30 protein-coding genes and 1 pseudogene are annotated in these 25,258 nt (G+C 63.0%); 9 read left to right on the top strand and 22 right to left on the bottom strand.

The window, feature by feature from the left end; genetic code table 11:
* The first annotated feature begins 66 nt into the window (after positions 1–66).
* From AC1DZP_RS24290 to AC1DZP_RS24280, 3 genes are all read left to right on the top strand, one after another.
* Positions 67–546: an Lrp/AsnC family transcriptional regulator gene (locus AC1DZP_RS24290; protein WP_477305878.1), complete on the top strand. Its 480-nt coding sequence runs from the start codon at positions 67–69 to the stop codon at positions 544–546.
* A 75-nt stretch (positions 547–621) separates the two neighbouring features.
* Positions 622–1,410, top strand: coding sequence for a flavin-containing monooxygenase (locus tag AC1DZP_RS24285; RefSeq protein WP_477305876.1), 789 nt, complete (start codon positions 622–624; stop codon positions 1,408–1,410).
* Positions 1,371–1,763: a hypothetical protein gene (locus tag AC1DZP_RS24280; protein WP_477305874.1), complete on the top strand. Its 393-nt coding sequence runs from the start codon at positions 1,371–1,373 to the stop codon at positions 1,761–1,763. The genes AC1DZP_RS24285 and AC1DZP_RS24280 overlap by 40 nt, the downstream gene beginning before the upstream one ends.
* A gap of 33 nt (positions 1,764–1,796) precedes the next feature.
* Here AC1DZP_RS24280 and AC1DZP_RS24275 read toward each other — a convergent pair whose 3' ends face one another.
* From AC1DZP_RS24275 to AC1DZP_RS24250, 6 genes are all read right to left on the bottom strand, one after another.
* Positions 1,797–3,905, bottom strand: a complete 2,109-nt coding sequence (locus tag AC1DZP_RS24275; RefSeq protein WP_477305872.1) for a molybdopterin-containing oxidoreductase family protein — start codon at positions 3,903–3,905, stop codon at positions 1,797–1,799.
* A 64-nt stretch (positions 3,906–3,969) separates the two neighbouring features.
* Positions 3,970–5,847, bottom strand: a complete 1,878-nt coding sequence (locus AC1DZP_RS24270) for an ABC-F family ATP-binding cassette domain-containing protein (protein ID WP_477305871.1) — start codon at positions 5,845–5,847, stop codon at positions 3,970–3,972.
* Positions 5,848–5,981: 134 nt separating this feature from the next.
* Positions 5,982–6,431: a Ros/MucR family transcriptional regulator gene (locus AC1DZP_RS24265; protein WP_477305869.1), complete on the bottom strand. Its 450-nt coding sequence runs from the start codon at positions 6,429–6,431 to the stop codon at positions 5,982–5,984.
* 161 nt (positions 6,432–6,592) lie between these two features.
* Positions 6,593–6,796 carry a hypothetical protein gene (locus AC1DZP_RS24260; protein WP_095086282.1) on the bottom strand — a complete coding sequence of 68 codons (204 nt, stop codon included), beginning with the start codon at positions 6,794–6,796 and terminating at the stop codon, positions 6,593–6,595.
* Positions 6,789–7,715, bottom strand: a complete 927-nt coding sequence (locus AC1DZP_RS24255) for a DMT family transporter (RefSeq protein WP_477305867.1) — start codon at positions 7,713–7,715, stop codon at positions 6,789–6,791. The genes AC1DZP_RS24260 and AC1DZP_RS24255 overlap by 8 nt, the downstream gene beginning before the upstream one ends.
* A 45-nt stretch (positions 7,716–7,760) precedes the next feature.
* Positions 7,761–8,594, bottom strand: a complete 834-nt coding sequence (locus tag AC1DZP_RS24250; protein WP_457151393.1) for a hypothetical protein — start codon at positions 8,592–8,594, stop codon at positions 7,761–7,763.
* Between the two features lie 110 nt (positions 8,595–8,704).
* Between AC1DZP_RS24250 and AC1DZP_RS24245 the strand changes: the two genes are divergently transcribed.
* A complete protein-coding gene (locus tag AC1DZP_RS24245; RefSeq protein ID WP_477305865.1) occupies positions 8,705–9,646 on the top strand; it encodes a LysR substrate-binding domain-containing protein in 942 nt (313 codons plus the stop codon).
* 23 nt (positions 9,647–9,669) lie between these two features.
* Here AC1DZP_RS24245 and AC1DZP_RS24240 read toward each other — a convergent pair whose 3' ends face one another.
* A complete protein-coding gene (locus AC1DZP_RS24240; RefSeq protein WP_477305863.1) occupies positions 9,670–10,182 on the bottom strand; it encodes a DinB family protein in 513 nt (170 codons plus the stop codon).
* Positions 10,183–10,242: 60 nt separating this feature from the next.
* Between AC1DZP_RS24240 and AC1DZP_RS24235 the strand changes: the two genes are divergently transcribed.
* On the top strand, positions 10,243–10,932 hold the full coding sequence (locus AC1DZP_RS24235) for a glutathione S-transferase family protein (protein WP_477305861.1): 690 nt from the start codon (positions 10,243–10,245) through the stop codon (positions 10,930–10,932).
* Positions 10,933–11,015: 83 nt separating this feature from the next.
* Here AC1DZP_RS24235 and AC1DZP_RS24230 read toward each other — a convergent pair whose 3' ends face one another.
* The gene (locus tag AC1DZP_RS24230) at positions 11,016–11,450 is read right to left on the bottom strand and encodes a DUF2934 domain-containing protein (protein ID WP_457154578.1); all 435 of its coding nucleotides are present in this window, start codon (positions 11,448–11,450) and stop codon (positions 11,016–11,018) included.
* A 131-nt stretch (positions 11,451–11,581) separates the two neighbouring features.
* Between AC1DZP_RS24230 and ndk the strand changes: the two genes are divergently transcribed.
* On the top strand, positions 11,582–12,004 hold the full coding sequence (gene ndk / locus AC1DZP_RS24225; protein ID WP_027048827.1) for a nucleoside-diphosphate kinase: 423 nt from the start codon (positions 11,582–11,584) through the stop codon (positions 12,002–12,004).
* Between the two features lie 108 nt (positions 12,005–12,112).
* Here ndk and AC1DZP_RS24220 read toward each other — a convergent pair whose 3' ends face one another.
* The 6 genes from AC1DZP_RS24220 to AC1DZP_RS24195 form a co-directional block, all read right to left on the bottom strand.
* Positions 12,113–12,877 (bottom strand): YbaY family lipoprotein, encoded by a 765-nt coding sequence (locus AC1DZP_RS24220; protein WP_477305859.1) that lies wholly within the window; start codon positions 12,875–12,877, stop codon positions 12,113–12,115.
* A gap of 81 nt (positions 12,878–12,958) precedes the next feature.
* A complete protein-coding gene (locus AC1DZP_RS24215; RefSeq protein WP_477305857.1) occupies positions 12,959–13,435 on the bottom strand; it encodes a molybdenum cofactor biosynthesis protein MoaE in 477 nt (158 codons plus the stop codon).
* Positions 13,436–13,437: 2 nt separating this feature from the next.
* Positions 13,438–13,695 (bottom strand): molybdopterin converting factor subunit 1, encoded by a 258-nt coding sequence (gene moaD / locus AC1DZP_RS24210; RefSeq protein WP_095086303.1) that lies wholly within the window; start codon positions 13,693–13,695, stop codon positions 13,438–13,440.
* A gap of 1 nt (position 13,696) precedes the next feature.
* Entirely contained in the window at positions 13,697–14,293 is a 597-nt protein-coding gene (pgsA, locus tag AC1DZP_RS24205) for a CDP-diacylglycerol--glycerol-3-phosphate 3-phosphatidyltransferase (protein ID WP_095086306.1), read from the bottom strand.
* 100 nt (positions 14,294–14,393) lie between these two features.
* Entirely contained in the window at positions 14,394–16,469 is a 2,076-nt protein-coding gene (gene uvrC / locus AC1DZP_RS24200) for an excinuclease ABC subunit UvrC (RefSeq protein ID WP_477305856.1), read from the bottom strand.
* Positions 16,466–17,230 carry an SDR family oxidoreductase gene (locus tag AC1DZP_RS24195; protein ID WP_477305854.1) on the bottom strand — a complete coding sequence of 255 codons (765 nt, stop codon included), beginning with the start codon at positions 17,228–17,230 and terminating at the stop codon, positions 16,466–16,468. The genes uvrC and AC1DZP_RS24195 overlap by 4 nt, the downstream gene beginning before the upstream one ends.
* A gap of 413 nt (positions 17,231–17,643) precedes the next feature.
* Here AC1DZP_RS24195 and AC1DZP_RS24190 point away from each other — a divergent pair, with 413 nt between their 5' ends.
* Positions 17,644–18,303: an outer membrane protein gene (locus tag AC1DZP_RS24190; RefSeq protein ID WP_477305852.1), complete on the top strand. Its 660-nt coding sequence runs from the start codon at positions 17,644–17,646 to the stop codon at positions 18,301–18,303.
* A gap of 68 nt (positions 18,304–18,371) precedes the next feature.
* Here AC1DZP_RS24190 and AC1DZP_RS24185 read toward each other — a convergent pair whose 3' ends face one another.
* Together AC1DZP_RS24185 and AC1DZP_RS24180 are read right to left on the bottom strand one after the other, a co-directional pair.
* Entirely contained in the window at positions 18,372–18,968 is a 597-nt protein-coding gene (locus AC1DZP_RS24185) for a glutathione S-transferase family protein (protein ID WP_477226297.1), read from the bottom strand.
* 445 nt (positions 18,969–19,413) lie between these two features.
* Positions 19,414–19,866: a hypothetical protein gene (locus tag AC1DZP_RS24180; RefSeq protein WP_477226296.1), complete on the bottom strand. Its 453-nt coding sequence runs from the start codon at positions 19,864–19,866 to the stop codon at positions 19,414–19,416.
* A gap of 123 nt (positions 19,867–19,989) precedes the next feature.
* Between AC1DZP_RS24180 and AC1DZP_RS24175 the strand changes: the two genes are divergently transcribed.
* Both AC1DZP_RS24175 and AC1DZP_RS24170 read left to right on the top strand, forming a co-directional pair.
* Positions 19,990–20,172 carry a hypothetical protein gene (locus AC1DZP_RS24175; protein ID WP_477305850.1) on the top strand — a complete coding sequence of 61 codons (183 nt, stop codon included), beginning with the start codon at positions 19,990–19,992 and terminating at the stop codon, positions 20,170–20,172.
* Between the two features lie 273 nt (positions 20,173–20,445).
* Positions 20,446–20,757, top strand: coding sequence for a transcriptional regulator (locus tag AC1DZP_RS24170; RefSeq protein ID WP_477305848.1), 312 nt, complete (start codon positions 20,446–20,448; stop codon positions 20,755–20,757).
* A 110-nt stretch (positions 20,758–20,867) separates the two neighbouring features.
* On the opposite strand, the gene AC1DZP_RS24165 is transcribed toward AC1DZP_RS24170, so the two are convergent.
* The 6 genes and pseudogenes from AC1DZP_RS24165 to AC1DZP_RS24140 form a co-directional block, all read right to left on the bottom strand.
* On the bottom strand, positions 20,868–21,482 hold the full coding sequence (locus AC1DZP_RS24165) for a LysE family translocator (protein ID WP_477305846.1): 615 nt from the start codon (positions 21,480–21,482) through the stop codon (positions 20,868–20,870).
* Between the two features lie 103 nt (positions 21,483–21,585).
* Positions 21,586–22,415: pseudogene (locus tag AC1DZP_RS24160) on the bottom strand (EamA family transporter).
* A complete protein-coding gene (locus AC1DZP_RS24155; protein ID WP_477305844.1) occupies positions 22,412–22,993 on the bottom strand; it encodes a TetR/AcrR family transcriptional regulator in 582 nt (193 codons plus the stop codon). Before AC1DZP_RS24155 ends, AC1DZP_RS24160 begins: the two are co-directional and overlap by 4 nt.
* A gap of 137 nt (positions 22,994–23,130) precedes the next feature.
* Positions 23,131–23,583 (bottom strand): hypothetical protein, encoded by a 453-nt coding sequence (locus tag AC1DZP_RS24150; protein ID WP_457154274.1) that lies wholly within the window; start codon positions 23,581–23,583, stop codon positions 23,131–23,133.
* A 185-nt stretch (positions 23,584–23,768) separates the two neighbouring features.
* The gene (locus AC1DZP_RS24145; protein WP_477305842.1) at positions 23,769–24,617 is read right to left on the bottom strand and encodes a 23S rRNA (adenine(2030)-N(6))-methyltransferase RlmJ; all 849 of its coding nucleotides are present in this window, start codon (positions 24,615–24,617) and stop codon (positions 23,769–23,771) included.
* Positions 24,614–25,225, bottom strand: a complete 612-nt coding sequence (locus AC1DZP_RS24140; RefSeq protein ID WP_457154272.1) for a hypothetical protein — start codon at positions 25,223–25,225, stop codon at positions 24,614–24,616. Before AC1DZP_RS24140 ends, AC1DZP_RS24145 begins: the two co-directional genes overlap by 4 nt.
* Positions 25,226–25,258 lie beyond the last annotated feature (33 nt).

The raw sequence follows: 25,258 nt of genomic DNA, 5'->3' as shown, positions 1-25,258 counted from the left end.
ACTGGCGCAAAAAGCGCTGTAATACGACGCTCGAAATGCAAGTTTGTTTCGTTAGGGATGTCTCGATTGCCTGTATTGCCATCCTCACTCGATAGTTTCGATCTCGCCATCCTTGCCATCCTGCAGCGGGACAATACGACGCCCCAGCGGGTTATTGGCGAGGCCGTCAATCTTTCGGCGCCGGCGGTGCAACGCCGCATCAAGCGAATGGAACTGACCGGCGTCATCGCCGGCAATGTTGCCCTGGTCGAGCCGGCGGCGGTCGGCCAGCCCATCACCATCTTCGTCGAGGTGGAGCTCGAGAGCGAACGCACCGAACTCATCGATGCGGCCAAGCGGCAATTCTCGGCCGCGCCGGAAGTCCAGCAATGCTACTACGTCACCGGCGAGGCCGATTTCATCCTGGTCATCACCGTGGCCGACATGGCCGCCTATGAGGCGCTCACGCGAAAACTGTTCTTCGACAGCAACAATGTGCGGAAGTTCCGCACCTTCGTCGCCATGGACCGCGTCAAGGTGGGGCTAAAGGTGCCCTTGCCCGGTTGAGAATTTGCTGGCAGCCAGACCCGGCTGCCATGCTTTTGACATTCTCCGAACGCGAATTTGTTGACGGAGGCGCGCTTGGACGACACCACCCCAGTTGCAATCATCGGTGCCGGGCCAGCGGGTCTGGCCGTTGCCGCATGCCTGCGGCAGGCCGGGGTCGACTTCGTTCTTCTCGAAAAAGAGGCGCAGGCAGCACCCGCGTGGCGAAGCCACTATGAGCGCGTCCACCTGCACACGACCAAGCGCTATTCCTCGCTGCCTTTCGTGCCCTTTCCCAAAGATTATCCGCGCTATGTGCCGCGCGATCTCTTCGCCGACTATCTCGATGCCTACGCGCAACGCTTCGACCTGCGGCCCCGCTTTGGACAGACCGTGCGGATGATCACCCGGCAAGGTAGAGGCTGGCATGTCGAAGCGACATCCGGCGCCCTGCATGCCTCCCACGTTGTGATCGCGTCGGGCTACAACGCCGAGCCGCTGATGCCCGAATTTGCCGGCGCCGATGCCTTCAGGGGTCAAAGGCTGCATAGCGCCGACTATCGCAACGCCACGCCTTTTGCCGGCCAGTCGGTGCTGATCGTCGGCATGGGCAACACCGGAGCCGAGATCGCGCTCGATCTGGTGGAAGGTGGTGCGCGGCCGACGATTTCGGTGCGCGGCGGCGTTCATATCGTGCCGCGCGAGTTGCTTGGCGTGCCCATCCAGATGGTCGGCATGGCGGCTCGCCTGATGCCGCAACGCATCAATGATGCTTGTTCCCCGTCATCCTCGATCTGGCACTGGGCAGGCTGGAGAAATACGGGCTCAAGCGACCGAGCCAAGGGATGCTGCAGCAGATCGCCGTGGCGTCGCGCATTCCGGTGATCGATGTCGGCACGGTCGGCAAGATCCGCGAAGGCGCAATCAAGGTCGCACCCGACATTGCCGAGATCACCGAGCAAGGCGCCCATTTTGCCGACGGCAAGCGTGGCGAGTTCGATGCGATCATCTTCGCCACTGGCTTCCGGCCGGGCTACGCCAGGTTGCTGCAGCCTGGAATCCAGCCGAGCCGCAGCGGCGTCAATGGGAGGGCTTCGGAACTCGGCCTCTATCTCATCGGCTTTCACAATCCGGTCACCGGATTGCTGCGCGAAATCTCGATCGAGGCAGGGCAGATCGCCGACGACATCCGGCTGCGGCGAGACCGAAAGAAAGCGGCCGAATTCCTGCCGGTATGATTTGGCACGAGAGGAGGAGAGCTCTCTTCAGCTTCAGTCTGCCGCGCGCAGCCACACCTTGTTGTCGTGGAAGGCAGCGCCACCATAGGGTGCCGGCGCATCGGCGCCGGTCAGCACGTTGATGCCTTCGCCGCGCTCATGCGCGCTGTTTGGCCAGATGCCCTCGGCGATGACGACGCCACGCTTGATGCCGTCGAACAGTCTTGCGTGCAGCACCACTTCGCCGCGGTGGTTGCCGACCTCGACGCGGTCGCCGTCGGCAAGCCCATGGGCCGCCGCATCGTCGGGATGCAGAAGCAGTTCCGGCCGCACTTCCTTGGCCTTCGACACCGGTGTTTCCGAAAATGTCGAGTTGAGGAAATTGCGCGCCGGCGATGTCGCCAGCCGGAACGGATGCGCCTCATCGGCGACCTCGATCAGGTCGACATGGTCGGGGAATTCCGGCAGCCGCTCCACCGGGCCGAACAGACCCATGCTCTTCGGCGGCCGGTTCGGCGCCGCCTGCCCGGCCCAGTCGGCGCGGAAGCGGAATTTTCCATCCGCATGGCCGAACCCCTTGATGAAATGCGCGGTGTCGAAATCCGGCTGCAGGTCGACCCACTTGTCTTCCTTCAAGCTGTCGAAGCTGCCCAGCCCGCGCTTGCCCAGGATGATGTCGATATGCTGCTGTTCTGTCAGGCCGAAGCCTGGACGATCGGCGACGCCGAGGCGCTCAGCCAATTCCTCGATGACGAAATGGTTGGTGCGTGGCCCTTTCGGCGGGTCGATCAGCTTGGGGCCGAGCGTGATGTGCTGGTTGCCGCCGCCCTTGTAGACGTCGTCATGCTCGAGGAACATTGTCGCCGGCAACACGACATCGGCGAGCTTTGCCGTGTCGGTCATGAACTGCTCGTGCACGCAGGTGAACAGGTCGTCGCGCAGAAAACCCTGCTTCACCAGCCGCTGCTCGGGCGCGACATTAACAGGGTTGGTGTTCTGGATCAGCATCGCCGTCACCGGCGGGCCGCCATAGAGCGCGTCCTTCGCCCCGGTCAGCACCGGGCCGATGCGCGAATGGTCGAGATAGCGGACCGAGGGATCGCGCATCTTCGTGCCTTCCAGCACCTCCTGGTTGAGCTTGAAGATGCCGGAATTGGAATGGAAGGCGCCACCGCCCTCATATTGCCAGCAGCCGGTGACGGCGGCGATGGAGGCGGCGGCGTGCATGTTGACCGAGCCGTTGCGCTGGCGCGAAAACCCGTAACCGAGACGGAAATAGGTCTTCTTGGTCGTGCCGACGAGGCGGGCGAAATCCTCGATCTCGGCGACCGTCAGACCGGTGATGCTGGCCGCCCATTCCGGCGTGCGCGTCCGCAGATGCTCTTCCAGCCCCTTTGGGTCGTCGGTGTATTTTTCGAGATAGGCGCGGTCGGCCATGCCTTCCCTGAACAGCACGTGCATGACCGCGCAGGCCAGCGCGCCGTCGGTGCCGGGCTTCAGCACCAGGCCGAGGTCGGCCTGCCTCATCGTCGCGTTCTCATAGACGTCGATGACGACGATCCTGGCGCCGCGCTCCTTGCGCGCCTTGATGGCGTGGGTCATGACGTTGACCTGCGTGACCACGGCATTGGTGCCCCAGATCACCACGCAATCGGATTTCGCCATCTCGCGCGGATCGGGCCCCCGCAAGGCTCCGGCCCCCATCATCCAGCCGGTCCAGGCCAGATTGGTGCAGATCGAACCGAAAAAGCCGGAATACTTCTTGGCGTGGCGCAGCCGGTCGATGCCGTCGCGCTGCACCAACCCCATCGTGCCGGCATAGTAATAGGGCCAGACGGTCTCCGAGCCGTATGTCTTCTCGGCCGCGATGAACTTTTCGGCGACGAGGTCGAGCGCGGCCTCCCAGCTGGCGTCTTTCCAGGCGCCGTCGCCCTTGGCGCCGACCCGCACCAGCGGTTTCAGCAGGCGGTCGGGATGATGGACGCGGTCGGCATAGCGCGCGACCTTGGCGCAGATGACGCCTGCCGTATAGCTGTTGGCCTTGGCGCCATGGACGCGGCCGATGCGGTTGCCGTCAAGCAGCTCGACCTCGAGCGCGCAGGTCGATGGGCAATCATGCGGACAGGCCGAATGGCCGATGCGAAGCTTGGCGTGCTGGTTCATGGGGGTTGTCTAGCGGCTATCGAATGCGGCGTGTAGGGCCAGATGAGGCCCTTACCTTCTCCCCCTACTCAGCCGTGCCTTCCTCGTATTCGGCCGACATGGTCAGCCATTTTTCCTCGTGGCCTGCCAGCGTTTGGGCCAGCTGTGAGCGCTCCTTGGCCAGCCGGGTCGCCGTCGAGGGATCCTTCTCGTAGACGGCCGGATTGGACAGTTCGTCCTCGATGCCGTCGATGCGCTTGCGGATGCGGTCCATCAGCGCTTCGGTGGCGCGGATTTCCTTGGCCAGCGGCTCGAAGGCGGCGCGACGCGCTGCTGCATCGCGGCGGCGGTCGGCCTTTGACGCCTTGTCCGCCTCGCGCTTGCCGCGGCGGTCGCCGGAGACACCGGTGACCAGCGTCTTGTAGTCTTCTAGGTCGCCGTCATACGGGTTGACCGCGCCGTCCTCGACCAGCCACAGCCGGTCGGCGGTCGCCTCGAGCAGATGGCGGTCGTGCGAGATCAGGATCACGGCGCCCGGAAATTCGTTCAGCGCATGGATCAGCGATTCGCGGCTGTCGATGTCGAGATGGTTGGTCGGCTCGTCGAGGATGAACAGGTTCGGTCCCTCGAAGGCCGACAGACCCATCAGAAGCCGCGCCTTCTCACCACCCGACAGGTCCTTGGCGGCGGTGTTCATCTTCTCGGTGGTGAGGCCGAACTGGGCGACACGGCCGCGCACCTTGGATTCCGGCGCCTCCGGCATCAGCCGGCGGACATGCTCATAAGCGTTCTCCTCCGGGCGGAGATCGTCGAGCTGATGCTGGGCGAAGATCGCCACCTTCAGGCCGGGCGCCACCGTCATGGTGCCGGTCTCCTGCTTCAGCCGGCCGGACAGCAATTTGGCGAAGGTCGACTTGCCGTTGCCGTTGGCGCCGAGCAGCGCGATGCGGTCGTCGGCGTCGATGCGCAGCGTCATCTTCTTGAGGATCGGCTGCCCCTCGGTGTAGCCGACATTGACGTTGTTCAGCGCTACGATCGGCGAGGCTACCGTCTTCACCGGCTCGGGGAAGCAGAACGGCCGCACCGTATCGTTCACGATCGCGGCGATCGGCTTCATCCTTTCCAGCGCCTTGATGCGCGACTGCGCCTGTCTCGCCTTGGAAGCCTTGGCGCGGAAGCGTTCGACGAAGGATTCCATATGTTTGCGGGCGGCTTCCTGCTTGACCCGGCCCTTCTCCTGAAGTTCCTTCTGCTCGGTATACTGACGCTCGAACTGATCGTAGCCGCCACGCCAAAAGGTCAGCTTCTTCTGGTCGAGATGAACGATAGAATTGACAGCGCGGTTGAGCAGGTCACGATCATGCGAGATCAGAAGAACGGTGTGCGGATACTTCGACACATAGTTTTCCAGCCACAGCGTGCCTTCGAGATCGAGATAGTTGGTCGGCTCGTCGAGCAGCAAAAGGTCGGGCTCGGCAAACAGTACGGCCGCGAGCGCCACGCGCATGCGCCAGCCGCCGGAGAAGGACGAGGCCGGGCGGCGCTGCGCAGCATCGTCGAAGCCGAGACCGGCAAGAATGGTGGCCGCGCGCGACTCGGCCGAGTGCGCGTCGATGTCGGCCAGCCGCATGTGGATGTCGGCGATACGGTGCGGATCGGTGGCGGTCTTTTCCTCTTCAAGGAGTGCCGTGCGCTCGAGATCGGCCTTGAGCACGATCTCGATCAGGGGGTCCTCGGTGCCGGGCGCTTCCTGCGCCACCTGGCCGATGCGGGTGTTCTTGGGCAGGCTGATCGAGCCCGTCTCGGAGGCGAGATCGCCGGTGATGGCCTTGAACAGCGTCGTCTTGCCGGTGCCGTTGCGACCGACAAGACCGGCCTTGGTGCCGGCCGGCAAGGTCAGCGAGGCGTGGTCGAGAAGCAGGCGTCCGGCCATGCGGAGCGAAAGGTCGTTGATGATCAGCATGGCCGCGCTTTTGCACCGGACATCAACGCTTCGCAAGACCTTGCGGGCCAGTTGGCCGCACAAGGCCTGAAAACGACGCCCGCAAAGGCATCGTCAAGGCAGCCGATCAGCCTGCCTACCTGGCCAGGAAGCGCTCAGGAAGTCGCCTTGCGCTTCGTCGCCTTGGCTGCGACGGCCGGCGCTGCTGCCGGCTTGCGGCCAAGTCCTGTCGACTTTGCCAGCGCCGACCGTGTCGCCGAATAGTTTGGCGCAACCATCGGATAGTCCGGCGGCAAGCTCCATTTGGCCCGGTAGTCGTCCGGGCTCAGGCCATAATCGGTCCTGAGGTGTCGCTTGAGCGACTTGAACTTCTTTCCGTCCTCAAGACAGATGATGTAGTCGGGAAACACCGACTTCTTCGGGTTCACGGCCGGAATCAGGCTTGGGCTTTCCGCGACAGGTGCACCAGCCAACTTGCGCACCGAAGCGCTGACGCTGGCAATCAACTCAGGCAGACCGGAAGCCGGAAGCGGATTGTTGCCTATGTACGCCGAGACAATATCGGCCGTCAGTTCGATAACGGTCTTATCATCGATATTTGACAATTCTATCACCCTATTTCCGACAAAGTCATCCACCCCAGTGAAGACTTGTGTCTTTGTATCTTTTTAACCGCGCCCCCCAACGGACCGCCAAGTCTCAACAAGGAATCAAGACTCGCAAAAATACTTTTCATGGGAAATCGACGTCACGCAAATTAGAAAATCTAATACTTGGGACTAGCAGACTTAGCAGCATGACCGTCGGCCAATATCTCTAGAATACGCTTCCAACGGGCGCAACGGCTGAAGTCCTTTTGCTCTATAGCCTTTTCGGCCTTCATGGCGGCATAAAGCGGTGCCTCGGCGCCAAATTCCTTGATCAGCCAATGCGCTTCCTGCCTGGCCAGACGTTCGTTTTCGTCAAACATGGTTCTCGGCCTCCGAACGTTCCACGCCGACCGCGACGCAACTGCCGATGACGAGGACGGCTCCGACAATGGCCGTCATCGTCAGCCTTTCGCCCGATAGCGTCAGCAGCAGCGTCGAAGCGATCGGCGTGAGATAAGCGACGACCGCGACCTTGCCGCTGCCTTCGAGCTTCAAGGCGCGTGACCAGAAGTAGTAGCCCAACCCCATCGGACCGGCGCCGAGATAGAGGCCGAGAGCCAGGTCCGTGCCGACGGGCCAGGCGAAACCGTCGCGAGCGCACCACAAGAACGTCAAGGCGACACCGATCAGCGACGAGGGCAGCAACAGGCGATCCGGCGAGGTGGCGACCCGTCCCACCATGACCGAATAGAACGCCATGCACAGTGCGGACCCGAATGCGGCGACATAGCCGACGAGATCGCCCTGGAGCCAGGATTGGTTACGCCCCCCCGAAATCACCAGTGCAACGCCGATGAAGCCCACGACCGCGGCGAGGCCCAGCAGTGCCGGGCGCCGCGGATTCTGCAGAGCGATGACCGCCGCAGCGACCATCAACGGCCACGTGTAGGCCACCAGATTGGCCTCGATCACCGGCATCGACGCGAAAGCGATGTATTGCAGCACCATGGTGCCGACCAGACCGATGAAGCCGACCGCGAGCGAGACGAGCGCGGGCCCGGCCGAGACCGGCGCGGGCCTTTCCCGGCTCATCAACCGGATGGCGGCGAAGACGAGCGCAGCTCCTGTAAATTGCAGGAACTGCACCTGCGACACCGGATGGCTGGCCAGCAGGGATTTGCCGACCAGCGCATTGGTCGACCACAACGCCACCGCGCCGGCAGCAAAGACCAGCGCGGATGCCGAGCCGGATCCATGCCGAAGCAACCGGCGTGGCGCTCTATCTCTGCGTTCGACCATGATCCTGTCCGAAAGCCGGTTCCCACTTTTCGAGATCATGGCTCATTACCACGATTCCCTGGCTCCGCCCGGAATCGGCGCCTCGGACGACGCCGGAACGGGATGCTCTTGCTCGAACCGGCGATAGGCCGGCAACTGGTTGGTCCAGACGTCTTCGGCCAGCTCGTTGACCCATTCGCGGTCATGGTCGTTGTCGGCGGCGAGATAGAACATGCGGTTGTCGTCGACATAGGGCTTGGCCACCGAGCGCTGGTTGAGCACCAGCGTGACGCGCTCGCCGAACCGGATCGGCGCGGTGCGATGCAGGACACCGAGAAACTGCCCAAGCGTGGCGTAGTTCATCTTGTGATCGATGCGCATGACGCGGTTGCGCGGAATCTCGCGGCCGGATTCGAGGATGGCGCGGCCGGTTTCGGAGTCGTCGCAGTAGATTTCGAGGTGGCCGCCGACCAGCGGATTGCTGATCGACAGCGGAATGAGCTCGGTGACCGGAACGCCATCGCAATGCCATTCAACGGCGCCGTCCTTGGGATTCATGAAGGTCACCGTCGAGCCGACGATCGACAGCGGATAGGGCTCAAGCTTGGTGCCCATCATGTCGGACAGCCGCTCCAGGCGCAGCTTGTCATGCAGCAACTCCTTGATCTCGGGGATGAAACGGTCGGCGCCGGTGATGAAGGTCAAGTCAAGGTGCTTGTGTACGGCGTGGCTGGCCTTGAGCTTCAGAGCAGCTTCTTCAATTGCTGCAAGCAGGGCCGGGTCATAGCCGTGCAGATATTGCGCGACGCCGAAACTCGACACCTTCCAGGCGGTTTCGTGACCGATGATGGCTTCGCGGCTCATCGCATAACGCAGTTCGGGGATGGTATGGGCGTTCATTGTACTTCTCCGGGGCGGGGGCAACACTTGGGAAACAGTCGATTAGATCACCCACCCCTGTAAAATTAGGAATGCTGGTGCTAGTGTAAGCCCAGCTTAAGGTCGAAACCGTGCGTCTGCTCAGTCAGGTCAACCTCAATTCGCTGAAAATCGTGGAGAGTGCTGCGAGGCACGGGAATTTCACGCGCGCCGGCGAAGAACAGTTTATCACCGCTTCAGCGGTCAGCCAGCGCGTCAAAAGCCTTGAGGATCAACTGCGTTTCAAGATTTTCCAGCGCGGCGGCAATGCTGTGTCATTGACGCCGGAGGGCGAGACTTATGTCTCGCGCGTTCGCGAGGCGCTGGAGCGGATCGTCGCCGCCAGCATGGAGGCGACCGGGCAATCGCAGGAGCATGTGTTGAAGATATCGGTGCTGCCGACCTTTGCGGCACGCTGGCTGTTTCCGCGCCTGCCGCTGTTCCAGCGGCAATATCCCGATATTGTCATGCGGGTCTCGACATCCTACGCGACGCATGAATTCACGACTTCCGAGTTCGATCTCGAAATCCGCTATGGCGACGGCCACTTTCACGGGCTGCAGTCGGATCTGCTGTTCCGGGAAGACCTGACGCCGGTGTGCAGCAGGAAACTCTTCCACGAAATCCTGGGCGACAAGCCTCCGTCGAAGGTGAGGCCGGAGGATCTGCGTCACTTCACGCTGCTGCATTCCGACACCTGCACCCAGAACTGGCAATCGTGGCTCGACTTCGCCGGCGCCGGCTTCGTGCTCCGGGAGACCAAAAGCATCTATTTCGATTCCTGCATGATGTCCTACGAGGCGGCTAACGCAGGATTGGGATTTGCCGTGGCCAATCGAGCCTATATGGCCAGCGATATCCGGGCCGAAAGGCTGGTGGCCCCATTCAAGGTGCACCAGCCGAATACGGCGGGGTGGTATTTCGTCTGCCCCGACAAGACGCTGCACGCTCGCAAGGTATCGCTGTTCAAGCAGTGGATCGCGGCCGAAGCCGCACTGACGCAGAACCAATTGGACAGCGAGACCGCCGGCTGAACTTCGATCAGCCCCCAACCGGATCAGGCGAAAGCCCTGCCCTCCTCGGTGCGCTGGAAGAGCATCAGGTCCAGACCCAGGCTTGGCCGTCCCAGGATGGTCAGGATCGTATGTGCCTGGCCGCGGTGATGTGTCTGGTGGTTGAAGACATGATCCAGCGCCGGGGCCAGCCTCTGCGAGACCGTGCGCATGTCCGAGACCGTCATATAGGTGAAGCGGCCCGCCAACGCCTTGTCGCTGAGGCCGCCGACCCAATCGATGATCCTCCTGTCCTCGGCTTCACGCGCCATCCGCAGGCCGGGCAAGGCCCGGTGCAGGACGGCATCCAGCGTCGTCGGCGCGTCGCCCTCGCCGGTGAAGCGCTTCATCCAGATGCGGTCGGCTGTCAGCAAGTGATTGAGGGTGCCCATCATCGAGCCGAAGAAGGCGCCGACATCGCGGTTGAATTCCTCTTCGTCGAGTTCGGCGGCGGCATCGTAGATGCGGTTGTTGGCCCATTGATTATAGGCCGCAAACATCATGAAATGCTGTCTCATGGCTTCCCCTCGGCTCGCATCGATGCGGGGCCTACCTAACCCGCTAGGGGTCCAACGCCAATGACCATTCTGCTCTATGACCTCGTCGGACGCGACGCCAGCCGTCCGTTCAGCCCGCATTGCTGGAAGGTGGCGATGGCGCTTGCGCACAAGGGGCTCGACATTTCGACCGCACCGACGCGCTTTCTCGAGGTGCCGGCTGTCGAGGGCGGCGTTTCGAAAACCGTTCCGGTGATCCGCGACGGCGAGACGGTCGTCGCCGATTCCTTCGCCATCGCGCTCTATCTCGACGAAGCCTATCCGGGTCGGCCGACGCTGTTTGGCGGCGAAGGCGGCAAGGCGATGGCGCGCTTCATCGAACGCTGGTCGCAGTTGACCATCCATCCCTATGTCACCACCGCGGCGATCATCGACCTTCACGCCATGCAGGACGAGGAGAACGCTGCTTATTTCCGCCAGAGCCGCGAGCAACGCCTTGGCAGGAAGCTGGAGGATGTCGTCACCGCGCGCGACGCCGGGCTGGCAACATTCCGCGCCGCATTGGAGCCGCTGCGCTCAATGCTCGGCTACCAGCCCTATATTGGCGGCGCGTCGCCGCTGTTCGCCGACTACATCGTTTTCGGCGCCCTGCAATGGGCGCGCATAGCCTCGCCCTACCAGCTGCTCGACGACAGCGACGTGGTGGCGCAATGGTTCGCCCGCTGCCTCGACCTGCACGGCGGGCTGGCACGAAAGGTGGCGGCGGCGTGACGCCGTCGCGCCTGACCTGGCGCTGGGCAGCCACGCAGGCTGTCAATCCCTTGCGGGGAAGGCCACCTGCGAGATAGCCAAGCCTACTTGGCTGCCGCTTTTTTTGGCGTGCTGGTCTTTGTGGCAGGCTTCGCCACCTTGGGGGCGGCTTTTGCCTTGGGAGCAGCTTTTGCCTTGCCGGCGCCAGCTGCCTTTTTGGCTGCCGACTTCCCCCCGGCATCCTCCTGGTCGATGTCGGCTACCGCCTGATGCCAATGGCGATCATGCTGACCGGCCGGTTGTCCCTCTTCCAGCCAGATCTGATGCGCGCGGTTGCGAATGCGTTCCTGCCGATCGTCTGCCATGATCATGTTGTCTCCCTTCGGGCCGACTTCAGCGCGGCGCCGACACGCAACTATAGCAAGCAAAGCATCGCATGACAGCCATCCGATCTCGCCTGCTGAGTCCGCCTCATCGGCGCCGGCCTGACACAGAAACGCACAGTTGCTCCGGCCCTTCACATCGCTCCGGGCGTTCATTGCTCGGAATTGGCTTTCTGTCCGCTTCGCGGACCGTCCCTCGCCCCTTTGGCCTCACCCCTTGGCAATGGGCCGGGCGGCTTGTATAGAGCCCGCCACTCTCAATTCCATTCTCATCACAAGGACGACCCATGGCGCTCGAACGCACCTTTTCCATGATCAAGCCGGACGCTACCCGGCGCAACCTCACCGGCGCCATCACCAGGATGCTGGAAGAGGCCGGCTTGCGCGTCATCGCCTCGCGCCGGGTCTGGATGAGCCGTCGTGAGGCGGAAGGCTTTTATGCCGTCCACAAGGACCGTCCGTTCTTCGGCGAGCTGGTGGAGTTCATGTCGTCGGCACCGACCATCGTGCAGGTGCTGGAAGGCGAGAACGCCATTGCCAGGAACCGCGAAGTGATGGGCGCCACCAACCCGGCCAATGCCGCCGAAGGCACCATCCGCAAGGTGCATGCGCTGTCGATCGGCGAGAACTCGGTGCACGGCTCCGATGCGCCGGAGACGGCAGCAGAAGAGATCAAGTACTGGTTCTCGGACACCGAGATCGTCGGCTGACACGACAGTCCAGACCTTGGACCCTGTAAAAAGGCCGGCGTCTCKCCGGCCTTTTTCATTGGTGCAACGATCGGCTCTCGCCGCGCCGGGGTGACGCCGGACCGGGCATCAGCTTGCGGCGCTGAAGCGCAGGATCTCACGGCCATCCTTGTCCGATATGACGAGCTTGCCGTCGCCGACGCTGTATGACGCCGCCTTGGTCAATGCATCGAACAGCGCCTTTTCCTCAGCCATCACCTCGGGCGCGCAGGCCTTGTAGGTCGAGCCGATGTCGCTGATCGCGATCGCCTGGCCTTCGACCTTGGCGGTGGCGAAATAGGTGTTGCAGGGACCGCTGCCGCCCGCCTTACCAGCCTCGCTGATCCTGAACGTGGCTTGCGGCGCGGCGATGGCGCCAATGCCGTCAACATAGTCGACCAGCCAGATCTGACCAATGACAGAAGCCGTCTGCTCGGTGCTCGGCGTGACCATCTTCAGCATGATGGTCTGCGGCACGTCGGTCAGCGGATCGACCTGATGGCGCATATCGGAGATGAACAGGAGCTTGCCGTCGACGGTAATGCGGGCTTGCAAGGCGTAGGTCATCTGCGACCGGATGACGGAGGGATCGAATTTGATCTCGAAGCTGATCGGCACCTGGCCGGCCGGCTTCATGTTCTGCTCGCCGATGATCGTGGCCGGCGCGTCGGCCAGCGAGACATCGGCAAGCTGCACGGAGAGCACGGCACTGGGCGGCAAGGCTATGCGCTCGCGATAGATCACCTCGCCCCGCACGGCATTTTCGGCGGCAGCAGACAGTTCCGGCACGGCCAATATGCCGACGACCAGAGGCACGAAACCGAAGACGAAGAACTCCGCGATCCTGTCCAGCATGACCATCTTCCCTCGCCCAGGCTGACCAACCGCGGTCAATTGGCCAAAGGATTGCGGTCAATGCATGGCTGCGAAAGGATTTTATTCGGACGGTTTCCAGCGCTGTGCGGCCTTGGCGTCGGCTTCCTTGGCCTCGACCCAGCCGCCCTCGGAGCCGTCAGCGCGATGCTCCTTCTTCCAGAACGGCGCGCGCGATTTCAGGTAGTCCATGAGAAAGTTCGCCGCCTCGAACGCCGCCTGGCGATGCGCTGATGCCGCCACCACCAGCACGATGTTGTCGCCGGGCGCGATCTTGCCGTGGCGGTGGATGGCCGTGAGGCCTTGCAGCGGCCAGCGCTGGACCGCTTCAACGGCGATGCGGCTGATCTCGGCTTCCGCCATGCCGGGATAATGCTCGAGTTCGAGTGCTGCGAGCGCGCCCTGCTCGTCGCGGCAAAGGCCGGAGAAGGTCACCACGGCGCCGATATCGGCGCGGCCTTGCGTCAACCTGGCGATCTCTGCAGCGACGTCGAAATCGTCGCGCTGGATCCGCACCGTCGGCACCACGGCGGCCGACATGGTCAGCCCCCGGTCATCGGCGGGAACAGCGCAATCTCGCGAGCCCCTGATATCTTCTCGCGGTGCTCGACATGTTCCTGATTGATGGCGACGCGGATCACGTCGGGATATTGCAGCGCGTGCTCGTAGCCCTCGCCACGCGATTTCAGCCAGCGCAGGAGGTCGGCGACCGTCTCGATGCCGGCAGGCAAGTCGACGTCTTCCTCGGGCAGGCCGATCCGCTCGCGCACCCAGGCAAAATAGATGAGCCGGGTCGTCATCTCACTCGTCCATGATGTGCTTGAGGCCGGCGCGGAAATAGTCGTAGCCGGTGTAGAGCGTGACCAGCGCCGCGATCCACAGCAGCACCAGGCCGGTCTGGGTGGTCAGCGGGAAGATCTTGTCGCCGGCCGGCCCAGCCAGCAGGAAGGCGATGGCGACCATCTGGATCGCGGTCTTCCATTTTGCCAGTTGCGTCACCGGCACCGAGACCTTGAGCGCCGCCAGATATTCGCGCAGGCCCGAGACGAGGATTTCGCGGCACAGAATGATGATCGCCGCCCACAGCGACCAGCCGGCGATGCCGGCATGGCGATCGGTATCAGCCGCCAGCAGCAGCAGGCAGGTGGCGACCAGCAGTTTGTCGGCGATCGGGTCGAGCATCTTGCCGATGTTGGAGGTCTGCTGCCAGGCGCGCGCCAGATAGCCGTCCAGGTAATCCGTGACGCTTGCGAGCAGGAAGATGATCAGCGCCGACCAGCGGGCGAACTCGCTCGACTTCAGATGTCCCTCGAGAAAAAAGCACAGCACCACCAGGGGCACCGCGACGATGCGGGCGTAGGTGAGCATGTTGGGCAGGTTGAACGCGCGCTTGGCCATATCTTTGGGGAACTCTTTCTGCGTGCCTACTCAAATCAGAAGCCAATGTAGGGGGTCAACAGGCCAAAATCGATTGGCCAGCCGAAAACGACCGAATCCCTTAGCTCTCATGAAAATGGTTGTAGACCAGTTTCGCCACCTGCTCGGAAATGCCGTCGACTTTCCTTAGATCCTCGATGGCGGCACGGCTGACCGCCTTGGCGGTGCCGAAATGCATGAGCAGGGCGCGCTTGCGGCCGGGGCCGATGCCGCTGATCTCGTCGAGAGGGCTCTTGACCATCTCTTTCTTGCGGCGCGCACGGTGCGAGCCGATGGCGAAACGGTGCACCTCGTCGCGCAGCCGCTGGACAAAGTAGAGGACGGGATCGCGAACCGGCAGCGAAAACGAGTCCCTGCCCCTGACGAAGAAGCGCTCGCGGCCGGCATCGCGGTCCTGGCCCTTGGCGATGCCGATGGCCACGACGCGGTCCTCAATGCCGAGATCCGAGAGGATCTTGCGCACCGCCGTCATTTGACCCTGGCCGCCGTCGATCAGGATGACGTCGGGCCAGGCCGGGAAACTGCCGGAGATGTCGTCCTCGATATCATCGGCCGCCTCGCCTGCTGCCGCATCGTCGGCCACGACGACATCGCCATGCTCCTTGAGCAGCCGCGAGAAACGCCGCTCCATCACCTCGCGCATCATGCCGAAATCGTCGCCCGGCGTGATCTCGGTCGAGCGGATGTTGAACTTTCGATACTGGTTCTTGACGAAGCCTTCCGGCCCGGCAACGACCATGGCGCCGACGGCATTGGTGCCCATGATGTGTGAGTTGTCGTAGACCTCGATGCGCACCGGCGGCTTCGGCAAGCCAAAGGTCTCGGCAAAACCGGCGAGCAACCGGCCTTGCGTCGAGGTTTCGGCCAGCCGGCGGCCGAGCGCCTCGCGGGCGTTCTGCAGGGCGTTGTCGGTCAGGTCCTTCTTCTCGCCACGCTGCGGCACCGAGATCGCGACCTTGCGGCCAGCGCGGGTGGAGAGCGCTTCGGCCAGCAGCTCCTGGTCCTCGACGGGGCGCGACAGAAGAATGGTGCGCGGCGTCGGCTTGTTGTCATAGAATTGCGCTAGGAACGAGCCCAGCACTTCCGATCCCTCCAGCGCCGGATCGGCCTTGGGGAAATAGGCGCGGTTTCCCCAGTTCTGGCCGGTGCGGAAGAAGAACACCTGGATGCAGACCTGGCCGCCTTCCTGATGGATGGCGAAGACATCGGCTTCGTCGACGGTCGCCGGGTTGATGCCCTGATGGCTCTGCACATGCGACAGGGCCGCCAGCCGGTCGCGATAGATGGCGGCGCGCTCGAAATCGAGGTCTTCCGAGGCCTGCTGCATGGCGGCCGAGATTTCCGTCTTCACCTTCTGGCTGCGGCCAGACAAGAAGTCCTTCGCCTCACCGACCAACTCGGCATAGCCCTCGTGCGAAACCTCTCCGGTGCAGGGGCCGGCGCAGCGCTTGATCTGGTAGAGCAGGCACGGCCGCGTCCGGTTCTCGTAAAAGGAGTTGGTGCAACTGCGCAGCAGGAAGGCGCGCTGCAGCGAATTGATGGTGCGGCCGACCGCCCCGGCGGAGGCGAAAGGGCCGAAATAGTCACCTTTGCGCGATCGCGCGCCGCGATGCTTGTAGATGCCGGGCGAGACGTGATCACCGGTCAGGAGGATATAGGGAAACGACTTGTCGTCGCGCATCAACACATTGAATCGCGGTCGCAAGCGCTTGATAAGGTTGGCTTCGAGCAGCAGCGCTTCGATCTCGGTGCGGGTGACGACGAACTCCATCGTCGACGTTTCGCGCACCATGCGGCCGATGCGGCTGGTGTGGAACCTGCCTTGTGCGTAGTTGGTGACGCGCTTCTTCAGGCTGCGCGCCTTGCCGACATAAAGCACATCGCCGGCGGCGTTCATCATGCGGTAGACGCCAGGCGCGTTGGGCAGCCGCTTGACCAGCGTCTGGATTACCTCGGCGCCCACCATGCCTTCGGCGTCGCCGGCATGCGGCGTCCAGTCGATGGCGGTGAAGGCTATCTCGGGCCCGGCGGGTTCGACGATCTCCTCCACCGCCTCGTCCTCAAGGTCGAGTTCGACTTCGGGAGGCATGTCGTCGGCGCCACTGCGTGGCTTGCTTTTCTGATCTACGGGACTCATTCCGCCATGCCTGTCACATCGGGCGTCTGCCATGCAAGATGCTGGCCGCCATCGAGCGCGATCATCTGGCCGGTGACAGAGCGCGCTTCCCAGAGATAGCGGATGGTGGCCCCGAATTCCGGCAATTCCGGGCCGCGCTTGAGAATCAGACCCTCGACCTGCGCGGCAAAATCGCTGTCGTCCTGGCTGGCGTTCTTCAGGGTCGGCCCCGGGCCGATGGCATTGACGCGGATACGGGGACCGAGCGCTTGCGCCATCATCTGCGTGGCCGTCCACAGCGTCGACTTGGAGAGCGCATAGGAGAAATAGCGCGGTGTCGGCCGCCAGACGCGCTGATCGATGATGTTGACGATCAGGCCCTCTTGTCCCTTCGGCAACGCCCGGGCGAAGGTCTGCGCCAGCAGCGCCGGCGTCTTCACATGCACGGCAAAGTGCCGGTCCCAGGCCCGCCAGTCGAAGTCCAGAACCGAATCGTCCTCGAACAGCGATGCATTGTTGACCAGCAGGGACAGCGGCCCGAGCGCTGCTTCCGCCTGGCCTATGAGGTCACCGGCGGCGTCCATGTCGGTCAAGTCGGCGGCGACCACGGCGGCACGGCCACCGCTCCGGTTGATCAGCCCGGCCATTGCATCCGCTTCGTCGCGCGACCGATTGCAGTGGATGGCGACGGCAAAACCATGGGCGGCGAGATCCTCGACGATCGCCCTGCCGATCCGTTTCGCCCCGCCCGTCACCAGCGCCGTGGCAGTGGCTATGCTCATAGGGTGTCAATCCTCAATTTCGGCCCGAAAACACGATGCCGGCGAAATATGGCCTGGCAGGCGTTAAATGGCGTTCGCACCTTGGGCAGCATTGTGGCGAACCCACCGATTGGGTACTCCGACTCGTCCTGGACCAGGAGCCGTCCGACCGCAATATAGGACGCTGGACTCCTTGCACCAAGCGGTGTGCAGTGCAGCACGACACTGCTCCTGCCATTTCGCTGTTGCGAAGATGCAACGTCAAGTTTCAGCCTCATTCGCGCCGGGGAATGACCCAAGTTCAGGTTCGCTTCAGCCGCATTTTGACACGACATTTGGAACCGACGAACGCCAGATCCGTTTCACCCCCCGGACGGGTCGATGGCGATCGTGAGAAACAAGCCTGTGTCCTGTGGCTTAAGGAGTAAAGAACAATGCAAGCCAATCTCAAATTCGCACGGCCGCTGGCCGTGGCGCTCGGGCTCTTCGCCCTCAGCGGAACTGCCTATGCCGCCGACGTCGTCCAGGAAGAGCCGCCGGCACCCGCCCCGGTTGCTGAATTGCCTGTGGCGTCCTGGGCCGGCCCCTATGCCGGTATCAATCTCGGTTATGGCTTCAGCGGTCGTACCAAGGAAAGGGATTTCGGCGTTGAAACCGATACCAAGGGTTTCGTCGGCAGTGCCTTCGGTGGCTACCAGTGGCAGCAGGAGAACTTCGTCTACGGTGCTGAAGCCGAACTCGGCTACAATGGCGTCAAGGGCGACGATAACGGCATCGACTCCAAGGCCGGCTTCGAAGGCTCGCTGCGTGCCCGTCTTGGCTATGCCGTGACCCCGGAAATCCTGCTCTACGGCACCGGCGGTCTCGCCGGCAGAAGCCTGAAGGTGGAAGATACTGTCCTTGGCACAAGCGATAGCGCTACCATGCTCGGCTGGACCGCCGGTCTTGGCACCGACATCAAGCTGACCGACAATGTCTTCGGCCGCGTCGAGTATCGCTACACCGACTTCGGCAGCAAGGACTTCGGTGGTGGCATCGGCAACGTCAAGGCCACCGACAACCGCGTCACTTTCGGCGTCGGTATGAAGTTCTAAGTCGTTCAAGCCACGACACGAAAAAGCCGGGCCTCGCGCCCGGCTTTTTTTGTATTCAATGGATCACATCACCCGGGGATGCAGCCTTTCAACTCGGGAAATTTCTCATCGAAGCGCGCTGCCCAGCGCGTCAGCCGGGCGCGGCCCTTTTCCCACTTTCCGGCAAAGCGCAGGGCGAGATAGCCAAGGCAGGCGCGCAACGCGATCTGCCCGGCGGTGATCTTCTTCGGCAGCTTTGGCGGGTTGGCGTTGAGCAGATCGAGTGCTGCCGTGATCTTCGCCCACTGCCGGTCGAGCCAGGGCTGATAGACCATTTCTTCAGGCCGCGTGCGTCGTTCATAGACCATCGACAGCGCGCAGTCGCAAATGCCGTCTGCCAACGCCTCCAGCACCTCGGCCTCGAGACGCTTGTCGGGGTTGCGCGGAAACAGTGCGTTCTTCGAAACACGGTTGAGGTGCTGGGTAATGGCGCGGCTGTCATGGATCGAGCGACCGTCGTCAAGCACCAACACCGGAATCTTGCCGAGCGGGTTGGCCTCGATCAGCACCGCCGGTTTGTCCTCGGTCTTGACCGGCACCGCATCGATGGCGATGCCGGCATAGGCCGCGGCCATACGCACCTTGGAGCTGTAGGGAGAAGTGGAAGCGTAGAGCAGTCTGGGCATGATCGGGTTCCTGTTTGCCGGCCGGCACTTTTGACCGGGAGCGGCTGCCCGGCAATGGCCAGGCAACAAAAAACCAACTGCCAGAAAACCGGTGATGGTTTCCTGCCATGACCATCGTGACTTGGCTACAGACGGATACGCGATCCACATCGAGGAAGAAGACTACCGCAGAGCGGAACATCCGATCTGCTTTTGATCCTCCGCAACCCCGGCTTCGCGGCGGGGCATTCGTTTCATGGCCAGGTGTGAAAGAAGACCAAACCGCGCGAGCAAGCGAGGCAGCCTGTCCGGCGCCTCGCTTTGCTGCCCTGGCCCCCTTCGCCGACCGTCTTGCGCACCTCCCGAAAACCAGTTGCGGTTTCCGGAATGATCATGCGTCGATCGCAAGTGTCAAAGCGTTCTCCGCGCATCCAGCAGGACACACAGCGCTCCAACTAGACCTGGTCTACTTCTTGGCCGGCGCCTTCGCCTTTGCCGGCGCTGCCTTGGCCTTGGGGGCCGCGGCTTTCTTCACGGCGGGCTTTGTCGCTGCCGCTGCCGCTTTCTTGGCCGGTGCTGCCTTGGCGGCGGGCTTGGCCGCGGCCTTCGCGGGCGCTGCCTTCTTGGCTGCGGGTTTCGCCGCCGGCTTGGCGGCCGGCTTCTTGGCCGGTGCTGCCTTGGCGGCCGGCTTTGCCGCGGCCTTCGCCGGCGCTGCCTTTTTCACTGCCGGTTTGGCCACGGCCTTGGCCGCTGCCGGCTTCTTGGCCGGTGCTGCTTTTGCCTTTGCCGGTGCTGCCTTCGGCTTGGCCGCGGGTGCTGCTTTCTTCACTGCTGCCGCGACCTTCGCCGTTGCTGCTTTCACAGGTGCTTTCTTTGCCGGTGTCTTGGATGCCGGCGCCTTAGACGACTGCTTCGCCATGTCATGCCCCTTGCGTTACGCCGACGGCCGTGAATGACCTCGACGGGCAATGCATATCTGACTCGCGGCTCTCTAGCCAGCGAAGCAATAGACTGATTTTCGCAGCTTAAATTTTGGTTACCGATGGCTCACGATCATGCTGATCATCACAAAAATCCGCTGCTGATCTTCAATCATTGCCAGCAGTTCACCGCCGACATTCTGCGCACCCCGCTAGACCGATCGCGCCGCGAAGCTCAGAAGGTCAGCGAGCGGCTTTGTGCATTGATCCTCGGCCGCGAACATCAACACCTGCTGCTTGTTTGAAGTGATCATCTCGTGCAGGCGGACGATCTACATAGATCACGAGAGCAATGCGATGACCGATCGCAGCATCACCTTGTCAAGCATGATCCCGCCACCCTTGCAAATGAATTGACAGATGACTCTGGCGCGCAGAGTATTCTGCATGAGACGAAGGATTGCTTCGATGTCGATCACACATGAGCAGGTGGCGCTATCCGGGATCGTCGAGACGGCGCGCCATGGCGTTGGCCGCGTCGACGACAGTGTCTGGCTTGGCCGTACCGGAGCCGCTCGATGAGCGCCGACGAAATCATCCACCAGAGCACGCGACTCAGGATCATGGCCACCCTGAACACGCTGGAAAGGCGCGAGATGCTGGAGTTCACCCGGCTGAAGGCCATCGTTGGCGCCACCGACGGCAATCTCGGCGCGCATCTCGATACGCTGGCCAGGGCCGGTTATGTCGATATCGAAAAGCTGTTCGTCGGCCGCCGGCCGCAGACGCGCGTCAAGGCAACGACGAGCGGGCGGCGCGCGTTCCGCGGACACGTCGCTTTCCTGCGCAAGATCATTGATCAGGCCGAAGCGTCGCGGCGCAGAAAATAGCCCTGCGATTGCGCGACCTCTCTGTATCTCTTGTTTTGAGGCAATTCCCTGAGGGAAAGCGCTACGCGCTTTTCCCGGGAAAACCGTTTCACACTTTTCCTGGAATTGCTCTAACGCGTGGCGACCACGGCGAAGCCGGCGCCGATCATCATACCGCCCGCCGCGCGGTTGACCCGGCGCACGATCTTGGGCGTGCGCAACAGGCTGCGGGCACGGCCGGCCAGGACGACATGGCCGCCGATCACCACGACCTCGACAGCCAGGATCACCATCGTCAGCACACCGAGATGACCAGCGTCGAGCGACGTGCCAACCACGTTCGGCAGCAGTGCCACGTAGAACAGCGGCATTTTCGGATTGCCGAGGTTCAGCGCGATACCCGTCGCGAAGATCGCCAGCAGCCCGCGCCGTCCAGAGATGGGTTGCAGGTCCGGCACCACGGGCACGGCGGTCCACAACCTGATGCCCATCCAGATCAGATAGATCGCTCCGCCATAACGAAGCACCGTCATGGCGATCGCCATCTTCGCGGCGATGAAAGACAGGCCGAAGACGGCGAGGACCAGGAAGATGAGGATGCCGACCACAGTGCCTGCGCCATAGGCAATGCCCGACGCGGCACCGCTGGAGATCGTGCGGGCGACGATCGTCATGTTGTCCGGACCGGGACTGGCAGCGAACACGAAGAAGGCAGCCGTGAAGGCGAGGATGGTGGCAAGGTCCATGAAGACTCCCGAAAGTGATCTGTTGCTCTCGGGCGTTCAGGCTAGCCGATTTGCCTGTCGGCAACATCAGGAATTATCGGGTTCCGCACGACGCGCATTTTGGTCATTGATAGCCGAGGCAGATGGCGCCGAGGGCGACGACGGCGCAGGCGCCGATCCGCCGCGGCGTCAGCATCTCGCCGAGGAACAGGCGTCCGATGACGGCGGCGAAGACGACGCTGGTTTCGCGGATCGCGGTGATGGGAGCGGCCGGCCCGAGCGCGAAGGCCGCGACCACGACACCATAGGCCAAAAGCGCGAACAGGCCGCCCGCCAGCGCCTTCCTCCGGCGCCCGCAGGTCGACAATGAGCCGGCCACGGCAGGCAAGGAACGTCGCCGACAGCAATGCACCATAGATCACGAGAACCCAGGCGGTGTAGGCGCCGGCATTTCCCGCCGCGCGGACGCCGATCGCATCGACCGTCGCATAGGCGGCGATGATCGCTGCCGTTGCCAGTGCATAGAGTATCGATGTCGTGGCGGCCCGGCCTCTGCCGAGCGAAAGGCCCATGATGCCGCCGGCGACCAACGCAACACCGACGGTCTGCCGCTGGGGTGAGCTGCTGGTTGGCCAGGAGGAATCCACCGAGCGCGACAAGCAGCGGCACGCTGCCGCGAACGATCGGATAGACCTGTCCCAGTTCGCCATATCGGTAGGCGGCCACCAGGAACACGCTGTAGCCGACCTGCAGGCAGGCCGAGAGCACGACATAGGGCCAGGCCGGCGCGGCCGGAAGGGTGAGGAAGATGGCGAAGGGAATGGCGAGCGCCGTACTGGAGAAACTCATGACGGTGACGGTCCACAACCTGTCGCCCCCGGTTCGCAGGAAGGCGTTCCAGGTGGCGTGCAGGATCGCGGCAAACAGCGCGAGCCCGATGACCAGCGGGCTCATCGCGACCTGCGCGAAGCGGCGATGATGTCCAGGGCCGTCTTGCGGGCGGCGCGAATGGCGGTGTCCGCCTGCCCCATCTGCGCCAGCAGCGTCGCACCTTCGATCAGCATCAGCAGGACCGCAGCCACGCTTTCGGCGCGACCGCGCGGCATCTCTTCTTCGAGGATTGACTGCATGCGCTTCTTGAGGCCGTTCTTCTGCCTGGCGACAGCCTTGAACACCGGATGTTCCGGATCGCCGAACTCGGCCAGCGCATGCGCGAACAGGCAGCCATGGAAATCCGGGCTGCGGAACCAGCGATCGTGCCAGTCGAAGATCTTTGCAATTTTCTTCCCGGGCGTCGCGACCTCCTCGGCGAGGCGGTCGAGTTGGCGATCAAAACGCCTGGCGCGATAGTCGAGCACCTCGACGATCAGTTCGTCCTTGCTGGGAAAGTGACGGTACATCGTCATCTTGGCCACATCGGCCTCGGCGATGATCCGATCGATGCCGGTGGCATGGAAACCGGCGCGCTTGAACAGCCCGTAGGCCGTTTCAACGACGTGCTGGCGTTTGTCGGAAGCAGGCGACGATGTCATGGCGCTTACCAGTGATGAGACAGGTCTGTCTCATGTTTATGCGACGGATCGCCTCTTCTGTCAACACAGCACAAAAAGAGCGCCTGCAGCGGGTAGAGCCGCAGGCGCGAAAAGGAATCGGAACGGAAAACCCGCGCTCAGCGCAGGATGCGGCAGCGGCCGTTGTAGACCATCCAACGGTCGAAGCCTGAGACGCAGAATTCGACATTGTCGCCGATCGAGGCGAAGCCCTGGCCTTCCTCGATCAGGTACCAGATGGTGCGATCGCGCCCGTCGGACAGGCTGACGGTGGCGCCGCAATAGCGGCGGCCGATCGGCCAGGTCTCGTTGGCCGCCAGATACAGATGCTGGTGGATGCGCCGGAAATCGGTGATCTGCACGTTGGGCAGATGCGGCACGTGATGCACCTGATGGGAAAAGCGGCTGGTGATCTTGTTCAACACCCAGGCCTCGCCGCAGACGCCGCCATCGTCGTCGGAATAGACGCCAAGGTCGGCCGCCTGCACGGCCTGGGTAAGGCCGAGAGGCACGGCAAGCGGAGTGCAGAGCGAAATCAGGGCAGCAAGTGCGGATTTGGCGAAGCGAGTCATGGCAGCCTCTCAAGGTCGATTGCGCGCACTCTGCGGATTCGCTTGGCGGCGGTCAAGCGGTTGCGGAAACAATGGTTTCCCAGTTCGGAACGACGTTGGCCAAAGCCGAACCCCGCATGGAAACCGGAACGGCTCCGGCACATGGAGACCCGGACGGAAAAGTGAGCTCGAGCCCCCGCGCCTCTCTACTCGCCGGCCAGCCATTCCAGCGACCAGTGCGCCGGCTTTTCTACGGCGAGCACCCTGTGCAAGGCAGGCATCAATGTCCGCAGTTCGCCCTCCAGCGTGAAAGGCGGGTTGACCACCAGCAGGCCGCTGCCGTCGAGACTGGGTTGCGAAGAGGCGGGCCTGATCTCGAATTCTATGTCGAGCAGCTTCGGGATGCCGGATTGCTTCAGCGCCTTGCGGAAAGCGATGATCGCCTTGCGGTCCTTGATCGGATACCACAGCGCGTAGATGCCGCCAGGCCAGCGCTTGTGCGCCCTTATGAGCCCATCGACGAGGCGCTCGAACTCACCCGCTTCCTCGAATGGCGGATCGATCAGCACCAGGCCGCGCTTTTCCTTCGGCGGCAGATGCGCGCCGAGCGCCAGCCAGCCATCGAGCTCGATGACACGGGTCTGGAAATCGCCGGCAAAGAGCGTTCTCAGCTTCGCGACATCCTTGGGATGCAGCTCGATCGCCGACAGCCGGTCCTGCGTGCGCAGGAGATGGCGCGCAATCATCGGTGAGCCCGGATATTTCTGGATGCCGCCCTCGGGATTGAGCGACCGCACGGTCTCCAGATAGGGCGCGAGCAGTGCCGTCACCGGCGCGGCGAACGAGGCATCGATCAGCCGGCCGATGCCGCCCTGCCACTCGCCGGTCTTTTGCGCTTCGACCGAGGACAGATCGTAGCGGCCGATGCCGGCGTGGGTGTCGATGACGCGAAACGCCTTGTCCTTCTGCTTCAGATAGTCGAGCAACCGCGTCAGCACGACATGCTTGACGACATCGGCGAAATTTCCGGCGTGATAGGCGTGGCGGTAGTTCACTTGGAGCCCCTGCCCCAGCGCGGCGGTGGCGGCTGCGAATTCGGATTTTCCGGCCGGCCGCCACGACTGCGCAGGGAGAACAAAAACCCGATCAGGCCGACCGCCATCAGCGCGTAGCCGACCGGCCGCGCGCGGCCGTCGATCTCGCCGGCACCGGAGCGCAGGATCAGGTCGACCGCGCGCATCGGAATGTCATCGGCATCACCCGGGCCGACGGTGAAGAGGTACGGACCCGGGCTGACGCTCGCGATCACGCCGGCCTCATCGCGAAAAATCTTGTCGGGCAGCTGCGGGCTGGCCTGCCGTGGGTTGTCCGAATGGTTGAACTGCAGCGTCGAGGCAAGCACCGTTCGGCCATTGGTGGCCGATGTCAGCGTCAACACCGTGCGCTGCTGCGAGACGATGCGCTCGGCCCTCGCGGTCAGGTCGACCAGCACCCGCACCGGTGCGTCGCGGCTGCTGAGCGGCACCGTCAGCGGCTTGAAGCGGCCCTGCTCGTAGACACGCCATGTGCCGATCTCGTGGCCGGAGAAATTGCTCATCGCCCAGGGATAGATGAAACCGGTGCCGATGCCGGCGAGCAAGATCAGGACAAACAGAAAGCGCATTCAGACAGCCACCTTGTAATCGTACCTTGCCGG

The organism is Mesorhizobium sp. P2_F8, from assembly GCF_056403655.1.
The sequence above is the reverse complement of the archived record's forward strand: the minus strand, read 5'-3'. Positions and strand labels throughout refer to the sequence as shown.